The 23967-nt window shown below is 59.4% G+C and carries 22 protein-coding genes; 9 read left to right on the top strand and 13 right to left on the bottom strand.

Annotation, left to right across the window (positions count from 1 at the left end):
• Positions 1 to 31: 31 nt before the first annotated feature.
• Positions 32 to 709 carry a gamma-glutamylcyclotransferase gene (locus tag B2J69_RS05615; RefSeq protein WP_081137207.1) on the bottom strand — a complete coding sequence of 226 codons (678 nt, stop codon included), beginning with the start codon at positions 707 to 709 and terminating at the stop codon, positions 32 to 34.
• Between the two features lie 191 nt (positions 710 to 900).
• Complete coding sequence (gene chaB, locus B2J69_RS05610; RefSeq protein WP_081137205.1) at positions 901 to 1131, bottom strand: putative cation transport regulator ChaB; 231 nt, start codon at positions 1129 to 1131, stop codon at positions 901 to 903.
• A gap of 370 nt (positions 1132 to 1501) precedes the next feature.
• On the opposite strand from chaB, the gene chaA reads away from it, so the two are divergent.
• On the top strand, positions 1502 to 2593 hold the full coding sequence (gene chaA, locus B2J69_RS05605) for a sodium-potassium/proton antiporter ChaA (RefSeq protein ID WP_081137203.1): 1092 nt from the start codon (positions 1502 to 1504) through the stop codon (positions 2591 to 2593).
• A gap of 482 nt (positions 2594 to 3075) precedes the next feature.
• On the opposite strand, the gene kdsA is transcribed toward chaA, so the two are convergent.
• Genes kdsA through hemA form a run of 6 tightly spaced genes read right to left on the bottom strand, consistent with a single transcriptional unit; the run spans position 3076 to position 8388 of the window.
• The gene (gene kdsA / locus B2J69_RS05600; RefSeq protein WP_081137201.1) at positions 3076 to 3930 is read right to left on the bottom strand and encodes a 3-deoxy-8-phosphooctulonate synthase; all 855 of its coding nucleotides are present in this window, start codon (positions 3928 to 3930) and stop codon (positions 3076 to 3078) included.
• 26 nt (positions 3931 to 3956) lie between these two features.
• A complete protein-coding gene (gene sirB1, locus B2J69_RS05595) occupies positions 3957 to 4766 on the bottom strand; it encodes an invasion regulator SirB1 (RefSeq protein WP_081137199.1) in 810 nt (269 codons plus the stop codon).
• Positions 4763 to 5161 (bottom strand): SirB2 family protein, encoded by a 399-nt coding sequence (locus tag B2J69_RS05590; protein ID WP_081137197.1) that lies wholly within the window; start codon positions 5159 to 5161, stop codon positions 4763 to 4765. The genes sirB1 and B2J69_RS05590 overlap by 4 nt, the downstream gene beginning before the upstream one ends.
• 12 nt (positions 5162 to 5173) lie before the next feature.
• Positions 5174 to 6007 carry a peptide chain release factor N(5)-glutamine methyltransferase gene (prmC, locus tag B2J69_RS05585; protein ID WP_081137195.1) on the bottom strand — a complete coding sequence of 278 codons (834 nt, stop codon included), beginning with the start codon at positions 6005 to 6007 and terminating at the stop codon, positions 5174 to 5176.
• Positions 6007 to 7089, bottom strand: a complete 1083-nt coding sequence (gene prfA / locus B2J69_RS05580) for a peptide chain release factor 1 (protein WP_081137194.1) — start codon at positions 7087 to 7089, stop codon at positions 6007 to 6009. Before prfA ends, prmC begins: the two co-directional genes overlap by 1 nt.
• 42 nt (positions 7090 to 7131) lie before the next feature.
• Positions 7132 to 8388 (bottom strand): glutamyl-tRNA reductase, encoded by a 1257-nt coding sequence (gene hemA, locus B2J69_RS05575; protein WP_081137193.1) that lies wholly within the window; start codon positions 8386 to 8388, stop codon positions 7132 to 7134.
• 216 nt (positions 8389 to 8604) lie between these two features.
• On the opposite strand from hemA, the gene lolB reads away from it, so the two are divergent.
• From lolB to prs, 3 genes are all read left to right on the top strand, one after another.
• Complete coding sequence (gene lolB / locus B2J69_RS05570) at positions 8605 to 9228, top strand: lipoprotein insertase outer membrane protein LolB (protein ID WP_081137192.1); 624 nt, start codon at positions 8605 to 8607, stop codon at positions 9226 to 9228.
• Positions 9225 to 10082: a 4-(cytidine 5'-diphospho)-2-C-methyl-D-erythritol kinase gene (ispE, locus tag B2J69_RS05565; RefSeq protein ID WP_081137191.1), complete on the top strand. Its 858-nt coding sequence runs from the start codon at positions 9225 to 9227 to the stop codon at positions 10080 to 10082. Before lolB ends, ispE begins: the two co-directional genes overlap by 4 nt.
• Before the next feature lie 137 nt (positions 10083 to 10219).
• Entirely contained in the window at positions 10220 to 11167 is a 948-nt protein-coding gene (gene prs / locus B2J69_RS05560; RefSeq protein ID WP_006118899.1) for a ribose-phosphate diphosphokinase, read from the top strand.
• Between the two features lie 59 nt (positions 11168 to 11226).
• Here the strand turns inward: prs and ychH are convergent, their stop codons facing one another.
• Positions 11227 to 11496, bottom strand: a complete 270-nt coding sequence (gene ychH / locus B2J69_RS05555) for a stress-induced protein YchH (protein ID WP_081137189.1) — start codon at positions 11494 to 11496, stop codon at positions 11227 to 11229.
• Positions 11497 to 11759: 263 nt separating this feature from the next.
• Here ychH and pth point away from each other — a divergent pair, with 263 nt between their 5' ends.
• Together pth and ychF are read left to right on the top strand one after the other, a co-directional pair.
• The gene (pth, locus tag B2J69_RS05550) at positions 11760 to 12347 is read left to right on the top strand and encodes an aminoacyl-tRNA hydrolase (RefSeq protein WP_081137188.1); all 588 of its coding nucleotides are present in this window, start codon (positions 11760 to 11762) and stop codon (positions 12345 to 12347) included.
• 103 nt (positions 12348 to 12450) lie between these two features.
• Complete coding sequence (ychF, locus tag B2J69_RS05545) at positions 12451 to 13542, top strand: redox-regulated ATPase YchF (protein WP_033747685.1); 1092 nt, start codon at positions 12451 to 12453, stop codon at positions 13540 to 13542.
• Between the two features lie 99 nt (positions 13543 to 13641).
• Here ychF and B2J69_RS05540 read toward each other — a convergent pair whose 3' ends face one another.
• Positions 13642 to 14361: a fimbria/pilus periplasmic chaperone gene (locus tag B2J69_RS05540; RefSeq protein ID WP_081137187.1), complete on the bottom strand. Its 720-nt coding sequence runs from the start codon at positions 14359 to 14361 to the stop codon at positions 13642 to 13644.
• A gap of 453 nt (positions 14362 to 14814) precedes the next feature.
• The gene (locus B2J69_RS05535; RefSeq protein WP_081137186.1) at positions 14815 to 15408 is read right to left on the bottom strand and encodes a fimbrial protein; all 594 of its coding nucleotides are present in this window, start codon (positions 15406 to 15408) and stop codon (positions 14815 to 14817) included.
• A 389-nt stretch (positions 15409 to 15797) separates the two neighbouring features.
• Between B2J69_RS05535 and B2J69_RS05530 the strand changes: the two genes are divergently transcribed.
• The 3 genes from B2J69_RS05530 (at position 15798) to dcuR (ending at position 20010) form a co-directional block, all read left to right on the top strand.
• The gene (locus tag B2J69_RS05530; RefSeq protein ID WP_081137185.1) at positions 15798 to 17576 is read left to right on the top strand and encodes a hypothetical protein; all 1779 of its coding nucleotides are present in this window, start codon (positions 15798 to 15800) and stop codon (positions 17574 to 17576) included.
• A gap of 104 nt (positions 17577 to 17680) precedes the next feature.
• Entirely contained in the window at positions 17681 to 19294 is a 1614-nt protein-coding gene (locus tag B2J69_RS05525; protein ID WP_081137184.1) for a sensor histidine kinase, read from the top strand.
• Positions 19291 to 20010, top strand: coding sequence for a two-component system response regulator DcuR (gene dcuR, locus B2J69_RS05520; protein ID WP_081137182.1), 720 nt, complete (start codon positions 19291 to 19293; stop codon positions 20008 to 20010). The genes B2J69_RS05525 and dcuR overlap by 4 nt, the downstream gene beginning before the upstream one ends.
• Here the strand turns inward: dcuR and B2J69_RS05515 are convergent.
• Both B2J69_RS05515 and B2J69_RS05510 read right to left on the bottom strand, forming a co-directional pair.
• The gene (locus B2J69_RS05515; protein ID WP_081137180.1) at positions 19991 to 20965 is read right to left on the bottom strand and encodes an FAD:protein FMN transferase; all 975 of its coding nucleotides are present in this window, start codon (positions 20963 to 20965) and stop codon (positions 19991 to 19993) included. The genes dcuR and B2J69_RS05515 overlap by 20 nt on opposite strands.
• Before the next feature lie 57 nt (positions 20966 to 21022).
• On the bottom strand, positions 21023 to 23800 hold the full coding sequence (locus tag B2J69_RS05510) for a flavocytochrome c (RefSeq protein WP_081137178.1): 2778 nt from the start codon (positions 23798 to 23800) through the stop codon (positions 21023 to 21025).
• Positions 23801 to 23967 lie beyond the last annotated feature (167 nt).

Below are 23967 nucleotides of genomic sequence, written 5' to 3'. Positions count from 1 at the left end.
GTCGCGGCGTGCATCCACACGCCGCGAGCCGCTATCTCTGCGCGCAGCGCACGCCCGCCTGCAGCGCGCGCACCTGATGCGCCAGGCGACTCAGGTTTTCCTCTTCCATGCCGCGCTTCGCCAGTTCCTGCTCCAGCGAAAAGAGATACTGCGCGTTGCTGCCCAGCGGGCCGCTGGCCGCCGCGATCAAGGGCGCGATCGCCTCAGGACAAGAGTCCGACTCATAGAGCGGATGACGCGGATCCATAATAAAGGCCAGCGCGGTGACGCTGCGTCCATCCTCCAGCGTTAGCGCGCACCAGGTGGGCAGATAGCAGCCGGTGATCATCTCACGCTTCCACAGCAACTCCAGCTCTTCATGCAGGCGCGTCTCCGGCAGGCGAAACGCCAGCCCGCTGGTCGAGCCGCCCTCTTTTAGCGCCAGCATGCGGCCCGGATGGGATGAGGTGCCGCGTCCGGCGATCAGGCGCAGGCAGAAGGCGCGATGCCACCCTTCCAGCGTGCCGGAGGCGACCTCGTCCGCCTCGAAGACGGGGTTCCACATCAGCGATCCATAGCCGAAAATCCAGACCGGGCTCTGGTCGGGACGACAGGCCAGCGTCGCCGCCAGCGACGCCGCGCGCTGCTCACAGCTCCAGAGCAGGGACTCCTCAATATCGCCGAATGACGTTTTGCAGTCTGCTTTTAATAAAAATTCTCGGGTTAACAATGCGACCTCCTGACGTCATTAACGTCCTGTCCGACGGGCTCCTTTATAGAATCGGCTTGCGAGCACCATACTTGAGCCGCAGCATTCACTGACAGTATGCATTTTCCGCAGCGCTTTCAAGGCTGCGACAGGAGGGGAAATTAAAAAAATCCAGGAAAAAGGCCAGGCTGGCTGGCCTCCTCTGCGGCGGGTTATTTTTTAGGATGCCATTTGTCGTCGTCACCCTTTTCATACTCTTTTTTCACCGCCGCCCAGGCGACCTTGTGCGCCACCTCTTCCTGCGACTCGTCGCCGCGGCGCTCATCTTTATCTTTGTACTGATCCCAGGCGCTGTTAAAGGCCTTTTGGTAGATATCCTGCGCGTGCGGCGGCAGCACATGTTTCACATTGTCCGGCAGCGCGTCGCGGTTTTTATAGGGCATGCTATTTTCTCCATTGTGGGCCTGGCTTAAGCCTGGCGCAAGGAGACAGAATTTCCACCTGCCTTTTCCTCGCCTCTGAAGACAAAACAGAGATAAAGGCCGCCAAAAATGATCTTAACCACCCTTTTTTATCGCTTCTGACCACGTTAAAAAAAGATAAATGTAAAAATTAACAGGCTGAATAGCTGGCTTTAATTTCGCTTTATCGCCTTTTTCAAGATAGTCGAACTTTTTTGGGCTAAAAGTAAAAAGCGGTAAATTTTCCACGCCGGCAGCGGCGAAAAGTTACACTCTTTAACGCAATAAAAGTTCTACTCTTTTGTGAAGCCCCGTTTGGGTTTCGCCGATATTTTTCCCAAGAGGATGGTGAATGACCACACATGAAAAAACCCGTCACAAAGAGTTCTCGCTGATACTGCCTCTCGCCGCGCTGGGCGTGCTGTTTTTCTTTGGCGGCGAGACCAGCCTGCCGCTGGTGATCGGCATCAACCTGCTGGCGCTGGTGGCGATCCTCAGCAGCGCCTTTAGCGTGGTGCGTCATGCCGACGTGCTGGCGCATCGTCTGGGCGAACCCTACGGCTCGCTGATCCTTAGCCTGTCGGTGGTGATTCTGGAGGTCAGTTTGATCTCTGCGCTGATGGCGACCGGCGACGCGGCCCCCGCGCTGATGCGCGACACCCTCTACTCTATTATCATGATCGTCACCGGCGGCCTGGTAGGCTTCTCTCTGCTGCTGGGCGGGCGCAAGTTCGCCACCCAGTATGTGAATCTGGCCGGGGTTAAGCAGTATCTGATCGCCATCTTTCCGCTGGCGATCCTGGTGCTGGTGTTCCCCAACGCGCTGCCGGGCGGCAACTTCACCACCACCCAGGCGCTGCTGATTGCCGCCATTTCCGCGGCGATGTATGGCGTTTTCCTGCTGATCCAGACCCGCACGCACCAGAGCCTGTTTGTTTACGAGCACGAGGATGACAGCGACGACGGCGATCCGCATCACGGCAAGCCGTCGGCGCACAGCAGCGTCTGGCACACCGTCTGGCTGATCGTGCATCTGATCGCGGTGATCAGCGTTACCAAGATGAACGCCAACACGCTGGAGCATCTGCTGTCGGAGTTTAATGCGCCCGCGCAGTTCACCGGCTTCCTGGTGGCGCTGCTGATCCTGTCGCCGGAAGGCCTGGGTGCGCTAAAGGCGGTGCTGATGAATCAGGTGCAGCGCGCCATGAACCTGTTTTTCGGCTCGGTGCTGGCGACCATCTCGCTGACCGTGCCGGCGGTGACCATTATCGCCACTCTAACCGGCCAGCAGCTGGTGTTTGGCCTGGAGCCGCCGCAGATGGTAATGATGTCGGCGGCGCTGATCCTGTGTCATATCTCGTTTTCCACCGGGCGCACCAATGTGCTGAACGGCGCGGCGCACCTGGCGATTTTTGCTGGCTATCTGATGACTATCATGCTGTAAACGGCAGGCGAAAAAAGAGCGACCAGACATGAGGTGATAACGCAGTCTGGTGCCGCCCCGGAGCGGCACCAGACTGCTGGCCAGCTTCCGTGCGCGCGGCCGGAAAGAGCCTGACGGAGCAGACCACAGCGCTTTTACTGCGGCAAAGGGCACCCTGTCTGAGGCCGCCGCGCCTCCTCTGCTGCAAAGGGCTATTCGCAGCGCTGAGGCGGAGACGTTGTGCCAGGAGCCGGTCGCAGGGATACGACAGGCTGTTCGGGGAGGCCAGGATGGCCGTACCCGAACGGTCCGTCCGGCACGACGTTGCAGCCGAAGGCTCCGCGAAGCGGCGCGAGGACGGCCCGGCAGCAGAGGAGGCGCGGTGGCCCGCACCGGCACACGCATAAAAAAAGCCGCCGTTTTGAAAAAACGGCGGCTTTACCTGAACTGACAAGCATTACGACCAGGGTCGCTCTGTTTTATTTCTTAGCGCGAAGCGCGACTTACTTGCTGGTATCCAGCTCCGGGAAGCTCTTCACCAGATCGTCAATCGCCTTCATTTGCGCGAGGAACGGCTCCAGCTTGTCCAGCGGCAGCGCGGACGGGCCGTCGCATTTCGCGTGATCCGGGTCCGGATGCGCTTCGATAAACAGGCCGGCAATGCCGACCGCCATCCCGGCGCGCGCCAGCTCGCCCACCTGGGCGCGACGGCCGCCAGAGGCAGCGCCGAACGGGTCGCGCGTCTGCAGCGCGTGGGTCACGTCGAAAATCACCGGGCTGTTGTTGGTGACCTTCTTCATCACGTTAAAGCCGAGCATATCGACAACCAGGTTGTCATAGCCGAAGTTGCTGCCGCGATCGCACAGGATCACCTTATCGTTGCCGCCTTCCGCGAACTTATCCACGATATTGCCCATCTGGCCGGGGCTGACAAACTGCGGCTTCTTCACGTTGATCACCGCGCCGGTCTTCGCCATCGCTTCTACCAGGTCAGTCTGACGCGCCAGGAACGCCGGCAGCTGGATCACATCCACCACGTCGGCCACCGGCTGCGCCTGCGCCGCCTCGTGCACGTCGGTGATGATCTTCACGCCGAACGCCTGCTTCAGCTCCTGAAAAATCTTCATGCCCTCTTCGAGGCCAGGACCGCGATAAGATTTAATGGAAGAGCGGTTCGCCTTATCAAAAGAGGCTTTGAACACGTACGGGATGCCGAGCTTATCGGTCACCTTGACGTAGTGTTCGCAAATACGCATGGCGAGATCGCGCGATTCCAGCACGTTCATACCGCCAAACAGCACAAACGGCAGATCGTTAGCGACCTTGATATCACCAATAGTGACGACTTTCTGAGTCATGCCCTTTCCTTAACTGTGTGGTGCGCTTAGTGCAGCGTCACCTGTTTCTGTTCAATTGCGTGAATTTGCACTTTGATCATCTCGCTGACCGGATCCTCAGGACACTGCTCAACGAAGTAGGTTAAATCGTTCAACGCGATATGCTCGCACTCCAGCTGCGCGTAGATCAACCCGCGATCGCGGATCTCATACGGGTCGTCAGGATCGATCTGCAGCAGCACCTGGCTCACGCCGAGCGCCAGCTCCATCTGCTTCTCCTCCATCAGCGCCGCCTTCATGGTGTCGAGCATCTTGCGCATCACGCTGATGGTCTTCGCCTCTTCCAGATCGTCGTCATAGAGCTTCGCCGTCGGGCTGATATTGCCTTTCAGCCACACTTCCAGCGTGTGGGTGTCCAGCGTCTCGCCGTTGAAAGGATTGATCAGCCACATATCGCCGTCGATCCAGTCGGCGCGTAGAATCAGCTGGGTGGGAAAAATCACCGGCATCAGCGGGATGTCGAGCGCCTGTGCGATATGCAGCAGGATCACCCCAAGCGACACCGCCGTGCCCTGGCGCGACTTCAGCACTTTATCCAGCCACAGCGCGTCAGAAAGGTTATAAACGCCGCTGGCGCCGCCGAAGCCCCACTGGCGATAAAAGAGTTCCAGCAGCTTCTCCAGCTGCATATCGGCGTCCTGCTCGCCGCTGACGTAGCGGCGGGCTTCCGCCACCAGCGCCGCCAGCTGCTCCTGCACGGACGACGCCGGGAAATCGGCGCGGATGGCGCGGGTGGCGCCAATCACCGCTTCACACAGCGGCGTCTGGCTAAAATCTAATTGTTCTGCGGAGGTCATACTATCCCCAATAACGGCATTTTGGTCACCGCCAGCTTAATCACTGTCACCAGCGCGACCAGCGCGACCAGGAAAGCGATCCAGCGCGTGCGGCTGGTGCGCGGGCGACGACTCAATGCCACGGAACCTAAGGCGATGTAGATAATAACGCCTAAAAGCTTCTCCGTCAGCCAGCTTCCTTGCGGTGAAAACGGGTAAAAGTGCGTAATTACCACCAGCAGCACGCCGGTAAGCAGTAAAAAGGTGTCGTTAACGTGCGGCGTAATGCGCACCCAGCGCCGCTGCAGCAGCGCCGAGCCGCTGCGCAGCCAGTAAAAGCGCAGGACAAAAAGCGCGATGCTGATAAACACCGTCAGCAGATGCAGTTGTTTAATAAGCGGGTAGTAAGCGGCCATGGTGCGTCCTTTTTAAGATGAAATCTGACCGAGCGTGACGCGCGGATTACCGCCGTAGTCCTGCACGGTCGCGACCTGAAGAAAATCGTGCTGCTGCATTAGCGCGCGCACGGCCGCGTCCTGCTGCCAGCCATGCTCCAGCAGCAGCCAGCCGCCGGGCGCAAGCCACTGCGGCGCCTGAGCTACCAGCAGGCGCAGATCCGCCAGACCCGCGTCGTCCGCCACCAGCGCGCTGCGCGGCTCGAAGCGCACGTCGCCCCGCGACAGATGCGCATCGGCTGCGTCGATATAGGGAGGATTGCTGACGATCAGGTCAAAGCGCCCGGCGGGCAGCGCGTCGAACCAGTGGCTGAGCGCAAAGGCGGCGTTGGGGATCGCCAGCCGTTCGGCGTTGCTTTGCGCCAGCGCCACCGCGGCCTCGATGCGATCCACGCCCAGCACCGCGCAGTCGGGCCGTTCGCTCGCCAGCGCCAGCGCAATGGCGCCGGTGCCGGTGCCGAGGTCGAGAATGCGCGCCGGCGCGGCGGGCAGACGCGCCAGCGCCTGCTCCACCAGCACTTCGGTATCGGGACGCGGGATTAGCGTGGCGTCGGAGACGCGCAGCGGCAGCGACCAGAACTCGCGCTCGCCGATCAGATGCGCCACCGGCTCGCCGCGCACGCGGCGCGCCAGCAGCGCGTCAAGGCGCGTCAGCTGCTCGGGCAGCAGCGCGGTTTCATCGAACGCCACCAGCCAGCTGCGCGATTTGCCGGTGACGAACCCCAGCAGGATCTGCGCGTCGCGCTTCGGGCTTTCTCCGCCCTGTAGCGCGGCGACAGCCTGTTTCAGCCAGTCACGAAAGGTCATTACTCCTGACCAGCCAGCGCGGCCAGCTGATCGGCCTGATACTCCTGCACGATCGGCTCAATCAGGTTGTCCAGCTTGCCTTCCATCGTCTCGTCCAGGCGGTAAATGGTGAGGTTGATGCGGTGGTCGGTGACGCGGCCCTGCGGGAAGTTGTAGGTGCGGATACGGTCGGAACGGTCGCCGCTGCCCAGCAGATTGCGGCGCGTGCTCGCCTCCGCCTCGTGGCGCTTCGCCATCTCTGCGGCGCGAATGCGCGCGCCCAGCACCGCCAGCGCTTTGGCTTTGTTTTTGTGCTGCGAGCGCTCATCCTGGCACTCCACCACGATGCCGGTTGGCAGGTGGGTGATGCGGATAGCGGAGTCGGTGGTGTTAACGTGCTGACCGCCCGCGCCGGACGAGCGGAAGGTGTCGATTTTCAGGTCGGACGGGTTGATCTCCGGCAGCTCCGCTTCCGGCACCTCCGGCATCACCGCCACGGTGCAGGCGGAGGTATGGATGCGTCCCTGGGACTCGGTTTCCGGCACGCGCTGCACGCGGTGGCCGCCCGACTCGAACTTCAGTCGGCCGTAGGCGCCCTCGCCGGTAACGCGGGCGATCACCTCTTTATAGCCGCCGTGCTCGCCCTCGTTGGCGCTGACAATCTCCACGCGCCAGCGGCGGGCCTCGGCGTAGCGGCTGTACATGCGGAACAGATCGCCGGCGAAGATCGCCGCCTCGTCGCCGCCGGTGCCGGCGCGCACTTCAACAAAGCAGGCGCGTTCGTCGTCGGGATCTTTCGGCAGCAGCAGCACCTGCAGCTGCTGCTCCAGCCGCTCGCTCTCGGCGCGCGCCTGCTGCAGCTCTTCCTGCGCCATATCGCGCATTTCCGCATCCTCCAGCATCAGCTGGGCGGTATCGATATCGTCCTGGGTCCTCTGCCACGCGCGGAAACATTGGGTCACGTCGGTTAACTGCGCATATTCGCGTGACAGCGCGCGGAAGCGGTCCTGATCGGCGATCACGCTGGCATCGCCCAGCATCGCTTCCACTTCTTCGTGGCGCTCCTGCAGCGCTTCCAGTTTGGCAACAATAGAGGTTTTCATTGGTGATGGATTTCTCGTTACAGAGGGCAACAGCCCCGCAGTCTACTCGAGACCGAGGCTGTCGCGAAGCAATTGCAGGCGTTCAGTGTCGCCGTCTCGGGCGGCCTGCTGCAGAGATTTGGTTGGTGCGTGAATTAAACGGTTGGTCAGCTTGTGCGCCAGCTCCTGCAGCACTTTCTGCGGATCGGCGCCCTGCTGCAGCGCGGCCAGCGCGCGTGATTCGAGATCGGCGCGCACGCCTTCCGCCTGAGAGCGGTATTCGCGGATGGTCTCAACCGCGCTCTGGGCGCGCAGCCAGGACATAAACTCGCCGCTCTCCTGCACCACGATGCTTTCCGCCTGCACGGCGGCGGCTTTGCGCTGCGCCATGTTCTGCTCGATGATCGCCTGCAGATCGTCAACGCTGTAGAGATAGGCGTTAGGCAGCTTGCCCACTTCCGGCTCGACGTCGCGCGGCACGGCGATATCCACCAGCAGCACCGGCTTGTTGCGGCGCGCTTTCAGCGCACGCTCCATCATCCCTTTGCCGATAATCGGCAGCGGGCTGGCGGTGGAGGAGATCACGATATCGGCGTCGGCGAGGCGCGCGTCGATGTCGCCAAGGCCAATCACCTCTGCGCCAACCTCTTCCGCCAGCCGCTCGGCGCGCTCGCGCGTGCGATTGGCGATAATCAGCTTCTGCACTTTATGCTCGCGCAGGTGGCGCGCCACCAGCTCGATGGTTTCGCCCGCGCCAACCAGCAGCACGTTGACGGTAGAGAGCGATTCGAAGATCTGCCGCGCCAGGGTGCAGGCGGCGAAGGCGACCGACACCGCGCTGGCGCCGATTTCCGTTTCAGTGCGCACCCGTTTGGCGACCGAGAAGGTTTTCTGGAACATACGCTCCAGCTCGCTGCTCAGCGCATGGCCGCGCTGCGAGTCGGCGAAGGCTTTTTTCACCTGGCCGAGGATTTGCGGTTCGCCCAGCACCAGCGAGTCGAGACCGCTCGCCACGCGCATCAGATGGCTCACCGCCGCGTTGTCCTGATGCCAGTAAAGACTTTGACGCACGTCCTCTTCATTAAGATGGTGATAGTCACACAGCCAGCGCACCAGGCGCTCCTGCAGATCCGCCTGCTGTTCTACGCTAAGGTAGAGTTCAGTGCGGTTGCAGGTAGAGAGAACGACGCCGCTCTGCACCATCGGCTGGGAAAGCAGGCTGTCGAGCGCCTGCTCCAGCACGTCCGGCCCGAACGCAACGCGTTCACGCAGGGCGACAGGTGCAGTTTTATGGTTGATTCCGAGAGCGAGCAGCGTCATGGCGATAAAAGTTGGGATGTCCCAATAATGTCAGGGTTTTGTGATGCGCATTCTACAAGATGCGGCAGATCATGAAAAGCCATACAAAGGCTATGACTGTAATAAGATTAAACTGATCGTGCGCAATTTTCCTGTTATCAGCATTGACGGTTTATAAGCGGATCGCTAGCGTTATCCGTTACGAATTAAAAACGTGTCCGAGGAGATGACCACGTGATGACCTTTTCACCCCGCACGATGTTGCGCCTTTTGCCGCTGGCAAGCGTCCTGTTAGCCGCCTGTGCCGTTAAACAACCTCAGGGTCCGGGTCCGAGCACCACCGCGCCGCAGTGGCAGCAGCACCAGCAGGCTGTGGCGCACGTCACGCACTACCAGACACGCGGCGCCTTCGCCTACCTGTCCGACAAGCAGAAGGTCTATGCGCGCTTTAACTGGCAGCAGACCGCGCCGGATCGCTATCGCCTGCTGCTGACCAACCCGCTGGGCAGCACCGAACTGCAGCTCGACGCTCAGGGCCAGACCGTGCAGCTGGTGGACAATAAAGGCAAACGCTACGTCAGCAACGACGCGGAGAAGATGATCGCCCAGCTGACCGGCATGGATATCCCGCTCGCCAACCTGCGCCAGTGGATGATGGGCCTGCCTGGCGACGCCAGCGACTATCAGCTCAACAGCAACTATCAGCTGAAAAGCCTGAACTACCGCAGCAACGGCCAGACATGGCAGGTGACGATTCAGGACTACGACAGCAAAACCACCCCGCCGCTGCCGGCGAACCTTGAGCTGCGCGAAGGCGATCAGCGCATCAAGCTGCGTATGGATAGCTGGACGCTGCAATGATCACCTCGTGGCCCGCACCGGCAAAGCTGAATCTGTTTCTCTATATCACCGGCCGTCGCGCTGACGGCTACCATAATCTGCAAACCCTGTTTCAGTTTCTCGACTACGGCGACCAGCTGCAGATTACGCCGGACAGCAGCGGCCGTGTCACCCTGACTACACCGGTCGAAGGGGTCGCCCATGACGACAACCTGATGGTGCGCGCCGCGCTGCTGCTGCGCCAGGCCGCGCTGGCGCAGCGCCGGCTACCCGCCGACGCCGGCGCGCAGATCGCCATTGAAAAAAGGCTGCCGATGGGCGGCGGGCTGGGCGGCGGCTCTTCCGACGCGGCCACGGTGCTGGTGGCGCTCAATCATCTGTGGGGCGCGGGTTTCTCGCTCGAGACGCTGGCGGAGCTGGGCATCAGGCTTGGCGCGGACGTGCCGGTGTTCGTCAGAGGGTTCGCCGCTTTTGCGCAGGGGGTCGGCGAGCAGCTACAGCCTGCCGATCCGGCAGAAAAATGGTATCTGGTGGCGCATCCCGGCGTCAGCGTGCCGACGCCGCTGGTGTTTAACGATCCGCAGCTGACGCGCGACACGCCGGTGCGTTCGCTGGCGGCGCTTTTATCGACACCCTTTCACAATGATTGTGAGGCAGTGGTAAGAAAACGTTTTCGCGAGGTTGATGAGCTTGTTTCCTGGCTGCTAGAATACGCGCCGTCGCGCCTGACTGGCACTGGCGCTTGCGTGTTTGCCGAATTTGACACCGAGTCAGCCGCTCGTCAGGTGCTGGAACTCGCCCCGAAATGGGTATGCGGATTTGTCGCGCGAGGCGTTAACGTCTCGCCTCTGCATCGCACCCTTTCCGGGCTGTAAGCGCATGTGTGACAGTGTCACCCTGTTCCAGACGCTGCACACGGCGCATTAACACACCCGTATGAACATGCATCAGGGTATGCGCCGGTTACCCTAATGCCGTTCATTCTCTGGACGCCAAGCCTGAGGTTCTTCTCGTGCCTGATATGAAGCTATTTGCTGGTAACGCCACCCCGGAACTAGCACAACGTATTGCCAACCGCCTTTACACCAGCCTCGGAGACGCCGCAGTGGGCCGTTTCAGCGATGGCGAAGTGAGTGTACAAATCAATGAAAATGTACGCGGTGGTGATATTTTCATCATCCAGTCCACCTGTGCTCCCACCAACGATAATCTGATGGAACTGGTTGTGATGGTCGACGCGCTGCGTCGAGCTTCTGCTGGTCGTATTACCGCGGTTATTCCCTACTTCGGCTATGCCCGTCAGGACCGCCGCGTGCGCTCCGCGCGCGTACCGATTACCGCTAAAGTGGTCGCGGATTTCCTTTCCAGCGTTGGCGTCGATCGCGTTCTGACGGTCGATCTTCACGCCGAGCAAATCCAGGGCTTCTTTGACGTCCCGGTTGACAACGTTTTCGGCAGCCCGATCCTGCTGGAAGATATGCTGCAAATTGGTCTGGAAAACCCGATCGTGGTTTCCCCGGACATCGGCGGCGTTGTGCGTGCCCGCGCCATCGCCAAACTGCTCAACGATACCGATATGGCTATCATCGATAAACGTCGTCCGCGCGCGAACGTTTCTCAGGTGATGCACATCATCGGTGACGTGGCGGGCCGCGACTGCGTGCTGGTCGACGATATGATCGACACCGGCGGCACGCTGTGCAAAGCGGCGGAAGCGCTAAAAGAGCGCGGCGCGAAACGCGTCTTCGCCTACGCCACCCACCCGATTTTCTCCGGCAACGCGGTGGAGAATCTGCGTAAATCGGTGATCGATCAGGTTATCGTCTGCGACACCATCCCCCTTTCCGAAGAGATGAAGTCGCTGCCGAACGTTCGTACCCTGACGCTTTCCGGCATGCTGGCTGAAGCGATCCGTCGTATCAGCAACGAAGAATCGATCTCGGCGATGTTCGAGCACTGATTTTCGCCTAATAAAAAACCGGGCCATGCGCCCGGTTTTTTTATGCCTGAATGGCCCTGTTAGTGGTGCGGCGTGCGGCGGCAGCGTTTGTCATAGTGGCGATGCCAGAAGTAGCGGTCTTCGATCTTCTCGCGGCCGCTGACGCGCGCCCCGGTCAGCCACAGCAGCGCGCCGATAAAGATGCCCAGAATCGCGCCCTGCGCCAGCAGCGCCGGCATCTGCATGTCTGGCAGCTGGTTGAGCACCGAGAAGATGATGCTGGAGACCATCACGATCAGCCCCACAACCATCATGGCGTTTCCTGCTTTGCGACAATGTTGATGTTTCATAACTCACCTCTGTCCATATGAACAAGCAATACCAACCGCACGTAATGTTAACTTGTCATAAGTTTAGGCAATGAAGCCCGGTTGAATTGCGTCCAGGATCACAAACACCAATAAAGGCTGACGTAAATTTACGCTTAGACGCTTGATTTAAAGAAATAAATAGTTAATCACGCGACGTAACCACCCCTTTGCTGCGGCGTTTGTTCTCTTCTCTGCCGCGCAGTACACTAACGCCTTTTCATCACCTGAGCAGGATAATCATCGTGAGCAGCATTAAACTGATTGTGGGCCTGGCCAATCCGGGCGCGGAGTACGCCGCGACGCGGCATAACGCGGGCGCCTGGTATGTTGATTTGCTGGCGGAGCGTCACAATCAGTCTCTAAAGGAAGAGGCGAAGTTTTTCGGCTATACCGCGCGCATCAGCCTGGCGGGTGAAGATGTGCGCCTGCTGGTGCCCACCACCTTTATGAACCTCAGCGGCAAAGCCGTGGCGGCGATGGCGACCTTTTTCCGCATCGCGCCGGAGGAGATTCTGGTGGCGCACGATGAGCTGGATCTGCCGCCTGGCGTGGCGAAGTTCAAACAGGGCGGCGGACACGGCGGCCATAACGGGCTGAAGGACATCATCAGCAGGCTGGGCAACAACAATAACTTTCACCGCCTGCGCATCGGCATCGGCCATCCGGGCGATCGCAACAAGGTGACGGGATTTGTGCTGGGCAGGCCGCCCGCCAGCGAGCAAAAGCTGATCGAGGACGCCATTGACGAAGCGGCGCGCTGCACCGAAGTGTGGCTGAAAGAGGATCGCCTGAAGGCGATGAACCGGCTGCACGCGTTCAAGGCGAGCTAAACGCCCTGCCCGCGCGATTTCTGTGTATAATGCGCCAACTTTTTTTCGTTTCCGGCAACGCCTGCAGCAGGCGTTGCACCTCAAGTCAGAAGGGTAACCAACCATGGGATTCAAATGCGGTATCGTGGGCCTGCCGAACGTCGGTAAATCCACCCTGTTCAACGCGCTGACCAAAGCGGGCATCGAAGCGGCTAACTTCCCGTTCTGCACCATCGAGCCCAACACCGGCGTGGTGCCGATGCCGGATCCGCGCCTTGACCAGCTGGCGGAGATCGTCAAACCGCAGCGTCTGGTGCCGACCACCATGGAGTTCGTTGACATCGCGGGCCTGGTGAAAGGCGCGTCGAAAGGCGAAGGCCTGGGCAACCAGTTCCTGACCAATATCCGCGAAACCGAAGCGATCGGCCATGTGGTGCGCTGCTTCGAGAACGAAAACATCATTCACGTCGCGGGCAAAGTCGATCCGGCGGAAGATATCGACGTGATCAACACCGAGCTGGCCCTTTCCGATCTGGAAACCTGCGAGCGCGCCATTCAGCGCGTGCAGAAAAAAGCCAAAGGCGGCGACAAAGACGCGAAGGTTGAGCTGGCCGCGCTGGAGAAGTGCCTGCCGCATCTGGAAAACGCCGGTATGCTGCGCGCCCTGAAGCTGGACGCCGACGAGAAAGCGGCGATCCGCTATCTCAGCTTCCTGACCCTGAAGCCAACCATGTACATCGCCAACGTCAACGAAGATGGCTTTGAGAATAACCCGTACCTGGATCAGGTGCGCGCCATCGCAGAAGCGGAAGGATCGGTGGTAGTGCCGGTTTGCGCGGCGGTAGAGTCAGATATCGCCGAGCTGGATGACGAAGATCGCGCCGAGTTTATGGCCGAACTGGGTCTGGAAGAGCCTGGCCTCAACCGCGTGATCCGCGCCGGTTATGCGCTGCTGAACCTGCAGACCTACTTCACTGCGGGCGTGAAAGAAGTGCGCGCCTGGACCATCCCGGTCGGCGCCACCGCGCCGCAGGCGGCGGGTAAGATCCACACCGATTTCGAGAAAGGCTTTATTCGTGCGCAGACCATCGCCTTTGACGACTTTGTTGCTTATAAAGGCGAACAGGGCGCGAAAGAAGCGGGAAAAATGCGTTCAGAAGGGAAAGAGTACATCGTGAAAGATGGCGATGTAATGAACTTTTTGTTTAACGTCTGACCTGCGGCTGCCCTGCCGCCTGAACGACAAATCCACGCTGCGGCGTGGATTTTTTTTATCTGGAAAGTTGCCCTGTTAGCGCTTTGCCGGGCGCTGGCTCTACCGCTTCCCTGACAGATCTGACAGCAGCGCCGCCTGTTTTTGCGGCGTAATGGCGCCAGCATCGTTAATGGTGTGGAAGCTGACGCTGCTGCTGGCTGCGGACGGCAGCGCAACGGTGGCGGAGGCGTGCGGATTGACCATCACATCCTCCAGTGGCTCCCCGCCACTGTTTATCTGCGTCAGGGTAATGTGATACGGCGTAGGATTATCGATGCGCACAGCATTGCCGCTGCGGTGGAAACTAAGCTGCGCCGGCGCGTCGTCAACCGCAGGCGTTAAGCCAGCCGGACGTAAAAAGAGTTTTATGCGCGTCACTGCGGCCAGCAGCAAGAGATCTCTTCCTTCTGTCTCTTTTTTGCTGAGGGCAGGAATCGCTCTGCTGCGAAAATAGTAAAGCGTCTCCTCGTTCTGCTTCGCCGGCCTGCCGACATACGTCAGGCGCAGCGTATTGGCCTTGCCCGGTTCGCTGAGGTAGAGCGGCGGCGTAACCCTGAAATCCTGCGTTTTATGCCCATCCGCCCCTTCGACCCAGGACTGAACCCAAAAAGGCTGCTTATCGGAGGTGTTGCGTACCGCCAGGCCGATCTGTTTTTGCGTGTCGGAATAGATGGCGCGCGTGCTGCCGAGCCTAATGCCACCCGCACAGGCCAGCGGCGGCGTCAGGCAATACAGAACCGCCGCGGCTAAGAGGGTTTGACGCAATAAATAACCAGACATATTTTCTCCACGCGAGTAACCGCCTTTAGGCCCCTGCACAGCCAATATCAGCAGGCAGGCGTATATAACGATTATTCGTACATTAACGATATTTTCGCTGAACCAGCGATGGCGCCAGGCGCCGCGCTCTGCCGCCCTGACTGTAATTAACGGCGCTAATGTAGCGTCATAAAAAAGCCACATCAATCAACAGAAGATAAATTAACGCTTTTTATTGACCTATATTTATAACTCGAACTCCTTCCATCTTAGAGCGATCAGGCAATAATAAAAATCATTAACATGAATAACCGCCATCCGTGTTATTTACACCTTAAAGGCTACATTACCACCACAATGCGTCACGTTATTTATCGATCGCCGTGAATGCTATCGCATGCCGCAGCCAGGCGAATAGCCAGCAAAAAAAACGGCAGCTTAACGCTGCCGTCAGAATGAGCATGAATAACGGATTTATTTGTAGTCAATTTCAAGATCAACGGTGGTAACGAAAGCGCCGGCCTTCACTTTATTCCGGGTAGTTTCCATCGCCGCATGGAAAATCAGGATATTTTTCTGTGAGGGCTGGAGCGGCAGCGTTTCTGAACGGCTTCCTCGTGGAGAGAAAGAGGCAGAGCCGTTACTCTGGAGCAGACGCAGCCCGACACCGCTCGAACCGCCGCTGCCCGATTGAGCCTGATTAGCCCAGAGCGAGGCCACATCAGCATCGGCCATGCCTGACGCGGTCACCACGACCGATGCGGCATTCACGCCGCATTCGCTTAGGGTAACAGGGATATCAAGGACGCTGCTGCGCTTGCCTTTCTTGCCGCTCAGCTCGCGTACTGAGGTGTCCGGCAGGATAAAAATTAACTTATCGCTATCCAGCGTACAGGTATTATCTCGAATCATTCCGCTAATAATTAATTGAACCTGATCCACATCTGCTGCGCTCGCCGGTGGTATGACGCCAAATGAGTAGGCCGCAAGCATACATAAAAGCAAACTGTTTACCTGTGCAATCTTATCACATCTATTTACCGCCAAAAATTTTACAGCAGTTATCATTATATCCCCCAGTCTGCAACGACCGCTTTCAGGATGAAAGCCCAACCTAAATTAAGAGGCCAACTTGAAAAGCTGGCTGCGCATCACATTTATTTCCCGACACAGCGCCCAGCTGAGGCTGATGGTAACGCTGCTGCGCTCAATAGAATATAAACGACAACCGCACAGATAAAATAACAGAAACGCCGCATGACAATTATCACAGCAGAAAAATTCCATCGACCTTTTTAAATAAAAAAAGGGGCGTTTATCACTCAATCATCAACAGAAGCGTTAAAACAGCCTTACTTTTTTTATTATTGATCTGGATTGATTTTTTTCTCGCGTAATTACCGCACCCTTTAACTGGCGCAACGAACTGCGTCATTTAAATATTAAGGAAAATAATCATGGAAAACCAATATAGGCTCGCCGCCGCTGGCACCGTCGCCACGCTGCAAACCCTCGCCGATCTTCGCGCTTATGAACCCACCACGTCGGGTGAAAGCGTGCTGGTTATCGAGTACAACGCCGGCACGCTGTATGGCGGCGGCATTTTCATCAGCGACATCACCGACACCGCGACGCCCAATGACGACGGCGTCAACGTCAGAACCACCGGCGGCAAGCTCTGGACGCGGCAGATCGGCGACTACAACCAGGTGAACGTCACCCACTTCGGCGCGGTGCCGGACGGCGTCACCGACTGCGTTGAGGCGGTGATCAGAATGTGGTACTGGGTGCAGCAGGTCACCGCCAGCGGGCTGGCGGATCATCTCAACCTCGGCATCCGCTTTCCGGCGGGCCGCTTTATGCTCTCTAAATTCGATATCTCCAACGTTAGCGGCGAAGTCTCCCACTTCCGCCTGTGCGGCGAGCCGGTAAAATTCGGCTACTTCGCCACCACCACGCTGGTGTCCGATAAAAAGAACAATGAGTATATGTTCAAGGTAAAAGCGCGTCGGGTGGAGATCACCGGCATCGCGGTGGATGGCGAAAGCAGCTATGAAACCGGCGCGGTCAATACCAAGGGCTTTTTCCGCAATATTGTTGAAGGCGGCCAGTATCTGCGCGTCTCCTGCGTCACCTTCAGCAATCTCGGCGGCCGCGGGCTGGATCTGCTCGATACGCTCGACTGCAAAATCGACCAGTGGTACGCCTCGAAGTGTCATGCCACGGTGATTTACGGCGCCTGGTCCGGCCGAGAGGCGGGCAGCTGGGACCATCTGACCGCCATCGAGCTGAGCAACTTTAACATCCAGAGCGGCTACGATAAGCCGATGATCGACCTGCAGCGCGCCACCCAGTGCATTCTGCATAACGGCTGGATCGAGCACACCGAGAACCCCGGCGACCTCTCTAATGGCGAATGGGTCATCAACACCCTGAGCCTCGAAGGCAACGGCAAACCGCTCGCCTGCCACTACGCGCGCCTCACCATTATCGCGCTTAACGTACAGGGCGCTAACGGCCTCGACACCAGCGAGGCGGGCGAGCGCTGGCTGAGCGTTTACGAGGACGGCACCACCCATATCGAAAACTACGGCGTCAATATTCACGGCTCGCTGAGCTATGACTATCTCTCTAACCTGAAGTCGATGGATAACCGCGCCGAGAGCGCCGCCTGGTTCCTGCTGGGCGAGATTGAGGCGGGCGACTATACCACGCAGGTGCAGATCCAGCTGGTGGCCAGCGCGACCTATAACACCTGGACGGAAACCCAGACCGATTACACCGGCAAAACGCCTGAGGGCGGCGCGCTGCTCTCGCTGCAAAACATCAACGGCACCGTCGGCGGCAGCTGGTCAGCGACCGGCGCTTCACCGATCGTCGCCGCCTACGTCGAGCCAGGCAGCAACAATATGGCGAAGATCTACCTTAAGATCGCCGCCTGGACCGGCTATGTGAAAGCCTATATCACCACCAACGCCCATAACCGCTTTGAAGCAGGCGTCCATTTCCGCTTTATCCCGGCCTACAGCAAAGCGGATGCCGCCACCGTCACCGATCTGGAGAGTAAATCAGACAGCTGGTGCTTTATGCAGCACTGGATGGGTAACGATCAGGTCGGCTTCGGCTATAACAACAATCACGATCTGCTGTTTCATGCGCCTGTTAGTGATAACAAAATGAGAGTGCTTGTTAATGGCACTCCCTACACCCTCGCGCTGACGCCGGTCACCGAGTAATGCCCCTTCGGCCTGCGCGCTGGCGCGGGCCTTTTTGCTAAAAGCCTTTGCAAAGCCGTCGAGAAAGGGATAATAGCCCACCGCTTTCCGACAAAGGCCCGACGATGCGCGACACCCCGCAAGGCAATCTGACCCGCAAAAAACATATGAAGCTGAGCACCCTGGTGACGCTGATGATCGGCGCGGTGGTGAGCTTCGTGCTGCTGAGCGTGCATTTGCTCTACTTCGTGCAGATCGGCAATGCCACCCAGCATCAGCTGGAAGACAAGGCAATGGCGGTCGCCCGCACTCTGGCGGATGTGCCGGCCATTCAGCAGGCGCTCAGCGGCCCGCCCGACGCCGGCATTATTCAGCCCATCGCGCGCGCGGCGCAGCAGCACAATAATCTGCTGTTCGTGGTGGTGACCAATATGCAGGGCATTCGCTACTCGCACCTTAATCCGGCGCTGATCGGCCACCATTTTATCGGCGACGACATCAATCCGGCGCTGCAGGGCAAAGAGAACGTTTCAGTGAATCGCGGCTCGCTGGCGGAGGCGCTGCGCGTCTTTACCCCGGTTTATAACGCGCAGCAGCGGCAGATCGGCGTGGTGTCGATCGGCATCTCGCTGGAGGCGGTGAGCGACCAGATCAACCAGAGCCGCTGGAGTATTCTCTGGACCATTCTGATCGGCGTGCTGGCGGGCGCGCTCGGCACGCTGGCGCTGGTAAAAACCCTGAAGCGCATCCTCTTCGGGCTGGAACCCTGGGAGATCTCCTCGCTGTTCGAGCAGCGTCAGGCGATCCTGCACTCGGTCAAAGAGGGCGTGATCGCGGTGGACGCCCATGCGGAAGTGTCGCTGATCAACGAGGCGGCGCAGAAGCTGCTGACGGAGAAAACCAGCGGCAGCATGGATGAGGCCAGCGTGATCCACGCCCAGCTGCAGGAGACGCTGCGCAGCGGCCGCGCGCGGCGCGACGAAGAGCTGAACATCAACGGCCACCTGCTGCTGAGCAACACCGTGCCGGTCTACAGCCAGCAGCGGCTGATCGGCGCGGTCTGCACCTTCCGCGATAAAACCGAAATCGCGCAGCTGCTGCAGCGGCTGAGCGGCATGGTAAACTACGTCGACGCGCTGCGTGAGCGCTCGCATGAATTTATGAACAAGCTGCACGTCATTCTTGGCCTGCTGCACATGAAAAACTATGCGCAGGTTGAAGCCTATATTCTCAAGACAGCGAACAACTATCAGACCGAGATCGGTTCGCTGCTGGATAAGATCAAGTCGCCGGTTATCGCCGGCTTCCTGCTGAGCAAGATCAATCGCGCCTCGGACAGCGGCCATCGCCTGACATTGAGCGACGCCAGCTTTTTGCCCGATATCGGCAACGAACAGCAGATCGCCGTGCTGATCACCGTGCTCGGCAACCTGATCGAGAACGCGCTCGACGCGCTGGGCAGCGAAAACAACGGCGATATCCACGTGATGCTGCACTACCAGAACGGCTGGCTGGCGTGCGAAGTGAGCGACGACGGCCCCGGCATCCCGACCGAGCAGCTGGATGCTATCTTTGACAAAGGCTTCTCAACCAAAGGCGAGGATCGCGGCGTCGGGCTTTATCTGCTGAAGCAGCAGACGGAAAGCCTCGGCGGCAGCGTCAGCGTGGAGTCAGAACCTGGCGTGTTCACCCAATTTTTCGTACAACTTCCCTGGGATGGAGGCAACAAAACCGCATGATCAATGTGTTAGTGGTCGATGATGACGCTATGGTCGCCGAGCTGAATCGCGTTTACGTCGGGCAGGTGCCGGGCTTTCACTGCGTCGGCACGGCGTCGACGCTGCAGCAGGCGAAAGAGATGATTTTACACAGCGAGCCGGCGGTGGAGCTGGTGCTGCTCGATATCTATCTGCAGCATGAAAACGGACTGGATCTGCTGCCGGAGCTGCGCGAGGCGAAGCAGCCCGTTGAGGTGATCATTATTTCATCCGCCGCCGACGCCGCCACCATCAAAACCTCGCTGCACTACGGCGTGGTGGATTACCTGATCAAGCCGTTCCAGTTTCCACGCTTTGAAGAGGCGCTGACCAACTGGCGGCAGAAAAAATCGCTGATGGATAACCATCTCTACTACCAACAGGCGGAGGTCGACCAGCTGATCCACGGCAACCCGCCCACCAGCAGCGACAGCAAACGGCTGCCGAAGGGGCTGACGCCGCAGACGCTGCGCACGCTCTGCCAGTGGATCGACGCTCATCCCGGCAGCGAGTTCTCCACCGACGAACTGGCGGCGGAGGTAAATATCTCGCGCGTCTCCTGCCGTAAATATCTTATCTGGCTGGCGCAGATTAATATCCTGTTCACCAGCATCCACTACGGCGCCACCGGCCGCCCGGTTTACCGCTATCGCTTGCAGCCGGAGTACCATTCGCTGCTTAAGCAGTACTGCCAGTAACCCGCCGATAGCGGCTATCGTGCAGGTGAAAGGCGAACTGGCGCGTCGAGGAGCAGATCACCTCGCGATCGCGGGTGACGAATATCGCCTCGATGTGCGGCGTGTCGCGCAGCGCCGCAAGGCTTTTCTCGACGCCCAGCCCGTAGAGTAGCGTGGTGTAGATATCGCCGTCTATCGAGCGGTCTGAAATCACCGTGACGCTTAGCAGCTCGTTATCCAGCGGATAACCGCTGCTGGCGTCAAGGATATGGTGATAGAGGCGTCCGTCCAGCTCGAAATAGCGCTCGTAAATGCCCGATGTGACCACCGATTTACCCGCCACCTCAATCACGCCGATCAGTTCGTCAGCCTGGCCGAACGGAGTTTTCAGCCCCACCGACCAGCCGGCGGCGTGCGGCGGCGCGCCCAGCGTCTGCACGTTGCCGCCGAGGTTGATCAGCGCCCTTTCCACGCCCTGCTGGCGCAAAAAGCTGCGCACCACGTCGGCGATATAGCCTTTGGCGATAGCGCCCAGATCGATCTCCATGCCGGGCTGGCGCAGAAACACGCTGCGGCTTGCGGGATCCAGCGCCACCTGGCGCGGATCGGTTAACGCCATCAGCCTCTCCAGCTCCCGCTGCGGCGGCACGCTGCGGCCCTGAAAGCCAATCTTCCAGCGCTTGACCAGCGGACCGATGGTGAAGTTGAACAGGCTTTGCGGCAACAGGCTCACCTGATGGGCGCACTGAATGAGATCGAACACCTCGCGGCTGACGCTGACCGCCGCCTGGCCGGCGGCGTGGTTGATCGCCATCACCTCGGACTCGGCGCGGTTTACCGTCAGGATGTTCTCGTAGTGGCGGATGAGGCGAAACACCTGCGCGGCGAGCGCGGCGTTATCGTCGAAGAGTTTGAGCAGAATGGGCGAACCCATCAGCACTGCGGAATAGGCGTAAACGCCACTGTCGGCTGACATAATCGCCTCGGCTGTCAGGGTAAGCGGCGGCGCCCATTGCGAGCGCCGCCTGATTCCTTAGCTGCGCGCCAGCGCCGCCGCGTTGCGTCCGGCAAGAATACCGAAGATGATGATATCCGCCACGGCGTTGCCGCCGATGCGGTTGGCGCCGTGAATGCCGCCGACCACTTCACCCGCCGCCCAGGCGCCGCGGATCGGCTGTTTGTTGCCGTCCAGCACCGCGGTGTCGGTGTTGATGGTGACGCCGCCCATGGTGTGGTGCACGCCAGGCGCGACGCGGATGGCGTAAAACGGCCCCTGATTGAGCGGATGGCGCAGCGCGGTGGTGCGGCCGAAATCCTCATCCTTCTGATCCACCACAAACTGGTTATAGCGCGCCAGCGTCTCCTCCAGCGTGGTGTGTTCCATATTGAGTTTCACCGCCAGCTCGCCCACGGTCGGCGCGCTGATAACAAAGCCCTTGGCGATATACTCGTCCGCCGCTTTGTTGTTGGCGCGCACCTGTTCGTCGAACACCACCCAGGCACTTTTCTCCGGCAGCGCGATAATTTGCGCGGAGACCTTGTCGCGCGTCTCCATCTCGTTAAAGAAGCGTTTGCCCGCCTGCGACACCAGAATAGCGCCGCCGCCGCGAATCGATTCGGAGATCAGATAGGAGGTGGTCTGCTCGACGGTGGGATGGATCTGAATTTCGCCCATATCTACGGTGTCCGCGCCCAGCTTCTGCAGCATGGCGATGCCGCTGCCGGTGGCGCCTTTGTGGTTGGTGGTGACGAAGCCGTCCAGTTCCGGGCGATATTTCACCACCATCTCGCGGTTGGCGCTAAAGCCGCCGGTGGCGACGATCACGCTTTTCGCGTAGAGGATGCGGCTGTCGTAATACTCATCCACCACCTTCACGCCGGTTACCGCGCCGTTCTCGGTGAGGATTTCCGCCACCGAGGTATCGAGCAGCACTTCGATGTTGCGCTTGTTGATGTTTTTCACCAGGCCGCTGATCAGGTAGCCGCCCACCGCCGAGCGATCCGCCGGACGGTGCGTGCGGTCGATGCTCATGCCGCCGGTGATGGTGATATCGTTCAGCTCGATGCCGTGGTCAGCCAGCCAGTCGATCGCCTCCGGCGCCAGCTCGACGAATTCGCGCAGCAGCACCGGGTTGTTTTTATGCTGGCCGCCCTTCAGCGTCTCCTGATAGAACAGCTCTTTGCTGTCCTTGATGCCTTTCATCGCCTGGAAGCGGGTTTCCGCCGCGTTCATCCCTACTGACGCCTTAATGGTGTTGCCGCCGATGGTCGGCATTTTCTCGATGATCACCACGCGCGCGCCTTCGTCGTGCGCCTGAATCGCCGCCGCCAGCCCCGCGCCGCCGCTGCCGATCACCACCACATCGTAGTTTTGCGGCGCCGACGGGTTGCCGCCCTCTTCAATCACATACTCTTTGCTGGAAGTAGAGAGCGCGCGCGACACCGCTTTTTTCAGCGCCTCGCTCTGGGTGGTGGCGCCGGTAATGGCGTCGACGTGCGGGCTGTTGGCCACCAGGATGCGGTTGCGCAGGCTTTCAAAGGTTTCGGTGAAGTCGACGTCCAGCGTATCGTCCGGCACCATTGAGATATCGGTAATACGGTCGGTATCGAGGGTCACGTTGATTTTCAGCTTCAGCGCTTCCGCCTCAACTTTCTCCTGATAGACGCCCGCCTTGTATTTGCGGCCCGGCGCGCTGACTTCGCGGATCATCGCGTCCACCAGCGAGAAGCGCCACAGCGGCTCCGGGATCATCAGCGCTTCACGCTGGGTGCTGTCGATATAGAGGTCGAGATGCTCGTTGTTCAGCACGCGATCCGCCCAGTCCGGGTAGGCGATGCAGGCTTTGCCGATCGCCACCAGGTCGTAGCCGTGTTCCAGCGCCATCTCCGCGTCGGCTTTATTTACCGCGCCGCCGACGCCGATCACCGGCACCTTCGCCAGACGCTCAGAGCGCTGGGCGATATATTTGTCGATTAGCGGCGTGGGATCGCGCGTGTCGACGATAGAGGGACGCAGCAGCTGCCCCATGGAAAAGTGCACGTAGTCGAGGCCGCGCTCCGCCAGTTTCTCCAGCAGATAGAGCGTGTCGGCAAAGCGGATGCCGGGCACTTCAATCTCTTCCGGCGAGAAGCGATAGCCGATAATAAAGGTGTTGTGCGCGATGCGCTCCGCCATTTTATGGGCGATATCCAGCACCGCCAGCGGGAAGCGAGCGCGGTTTTCGCGGCTGCCGCCCCACTTGTCGTCGCGCTGGTTAGAGTTGGGGGAAAAGAACTGCTGGATCAGATAGGTGTTAGCGCCGTGCAGCTCGACGCCGTCGAAGCCCGCCTTGATGGCGCGGTTCACCGCGTCGCCGAATTTGGTGATCATCACCTCGACTTCATCGGCGGTCAGCGCCTGCGGCGTGGTGGCGCCTTCGCGCGGCGCGGCGATGGCGCTGGGGCCGACAGGGGTTTTCCCGCCAATCAGCCCCGGCTCCACCATGCGGCCGCCATGATAAATCTGAAGGATCGCCGTCGAGCCCTGCGATTTAATCGCGTCGGCGATGCGGGCAAGTCCAGGGATCTTGTTGTCGCTGTCAATGCCGATGGCGCCGGGAAAGGCTGGGCCTTTGGTGTCGATAAAACAGGACTCAACGATAACTGTACCGAGGGTGCCTGCGCGCGCGCGATAGTACTCCACCAGTTCGCTGGTCACGGTGCCGTCATAAAAGCCCGTACAGGTGGTCATCGGCGCCATTACCAGACGATTTTTTAATACCGCGCCGTTCGGCAATGTCAGTGGATTTAAAAGCGGGGTGCGAGTATTCATCTAGATTAACTCCGGAAATTAAAAGCTGAGAAATTTCTGCGGACAGGGCATCCTGGTGATTATTCAAAGGTCCGACTTCATGCCACTAATATACCAGTAACTTTAACTACAAAAGAAATGAATATAGTTATAAAACTTTTGAACCAGCGGAGTTATTTATTTTGCAA

It is taken from the genome of Pantoea latae (assembly GCF_002077695.1).
Classification (GTDB): Bacteria; Pseudomonadota; Gammaproteobacteria; order Enterobacterales; family Enterobacteriaceae; genus Pantoea; species Pantoea latae.
The sequence above is the reverse complement of the archived record's forward strand: the minus strand, read 5'-3'. Positions and strand labels throughout refer to the sequence as shown.

Coding starts and splice junctions, on each gene's coding strand:
- chaB (WP_081137205.1), bottom strand. CDS start 1,131: ATGCCCTATAAAAACCGCGACGCGCTGCCGGACAATGTGAAACATGTG.
- lolB (WP_081137192.1), top strand. CDS start 8,605: ATGACCTTTTCACCCCGCACGATGTTGCGCCTTTTGCCGCTGGCAAGC.
- B2J69_RS05515 (WP_081137180.1), bottom strand. CDS start 20,965: ATGTCAGCCGACAGTGGCGTTTACGCCTATTCCGCAGTGCTGATGGGT.
- chaA (WP_081137203.1), top strand. CDS start 1,502: ATGACCACACATGAAAAAACCCGTCACAAAGAGTTCTCGCTGATACTG.
- hemA (WP_081137193.1), bottom strand. CDS start 8,388: ATGACGCTGCTCGCTCTCGGAATCAACCATAAAACTGCACCTGTCGCC.
- sirB1 (WP_081137199.1), bottom strand. CDS start 4,766: ATGACCTCCGCAGAACAATTAGATTTTAGCCAGACGCCGCTGTGTGAA.
- ychF (WP_033747685.1), top strand. CDS start 12,451: ATGGGATTCAAATGCGGTATCGTGGGCCTGCCGAACGTCGGTAAATCC.
- dcuR (WP_081137182.1), top strand. CDS start 19,291: ATGATCAATGTGTTAGTGGTCGATGATGACGCTATGGTCGCCGAGCTG.
- prmC (WP_081137195.1), bottom strand. CDS start 6,007: ATGACCTTTCGTGACTGGCTGAAACAGGCTGTCGCCGCGCTACAGGGC.
- ispE (WP_081137191.1), top strand. CDS start 9,225: ATGATCACCTCGTGGCCCGCACCGGCAAAGCTGAATCTGTTTCTCTAT.
- kdsA (WP_081137201.1), bottom strand. CDS start 3,930: ATGACTCAGAAAGTCGTCACTATTGGTGATATCAAGGTCGCTAACGAT.
- B2J69_RS05525 (WP_081137184.1), top strand. CDS start 17,681: ATGCGCGACACCCCGCAAGGCAATCTGACCCGCAAAAAACATATGAAG.
- B2J69_RS05590 (WP_081137197.1), bottom strand. CDS start 5,161: ATGGCCGCTTACTACCCGCTTATTAAACAACTGCATCTGCTGACGGTG.
- prfA (WP_081137194.1), bottom strand. CDS start 7,089: ATGAAAACCTCTATTGTTGCCAAACTGGAAGCGCTGCAGGAGCGCCAC.
- B2J69_RS05535 (WP_081137186.1), bottom strand. CDS start 15,408: ATGATAACTGCTGTAAAATTTTTGGCGGTAAATAGATGTGATAAGATT.
- B2J69_RS05540 (WP_081137187.1), bottom strand. CDS start 14,361: ATGTCTGGTTATTTATTGCGTCAAACCCTCTTAGCCGCGGCGGTTCTG.
- B2J69_RS05530 (WP_081137185.1), top strand. CDS start 15,798: ATGGAAAACCAATATAGGCTCGCCGCCGCTGGCACCGTCGCCACGCTG.
- B2J69_RS05510 (WP_081137178.1), bottom strand. CDS start 23,800: ATGAATACTCGCACCCCGCTTTTAAATCCACTGACATTGCCGAACGGC.
- ychH (WP_081137189.1), bottom strand. CDS start 11,496: ATGAAACATCAACATTGTCGCAAAGCAGGAAACGCCATGATGGTTGTG.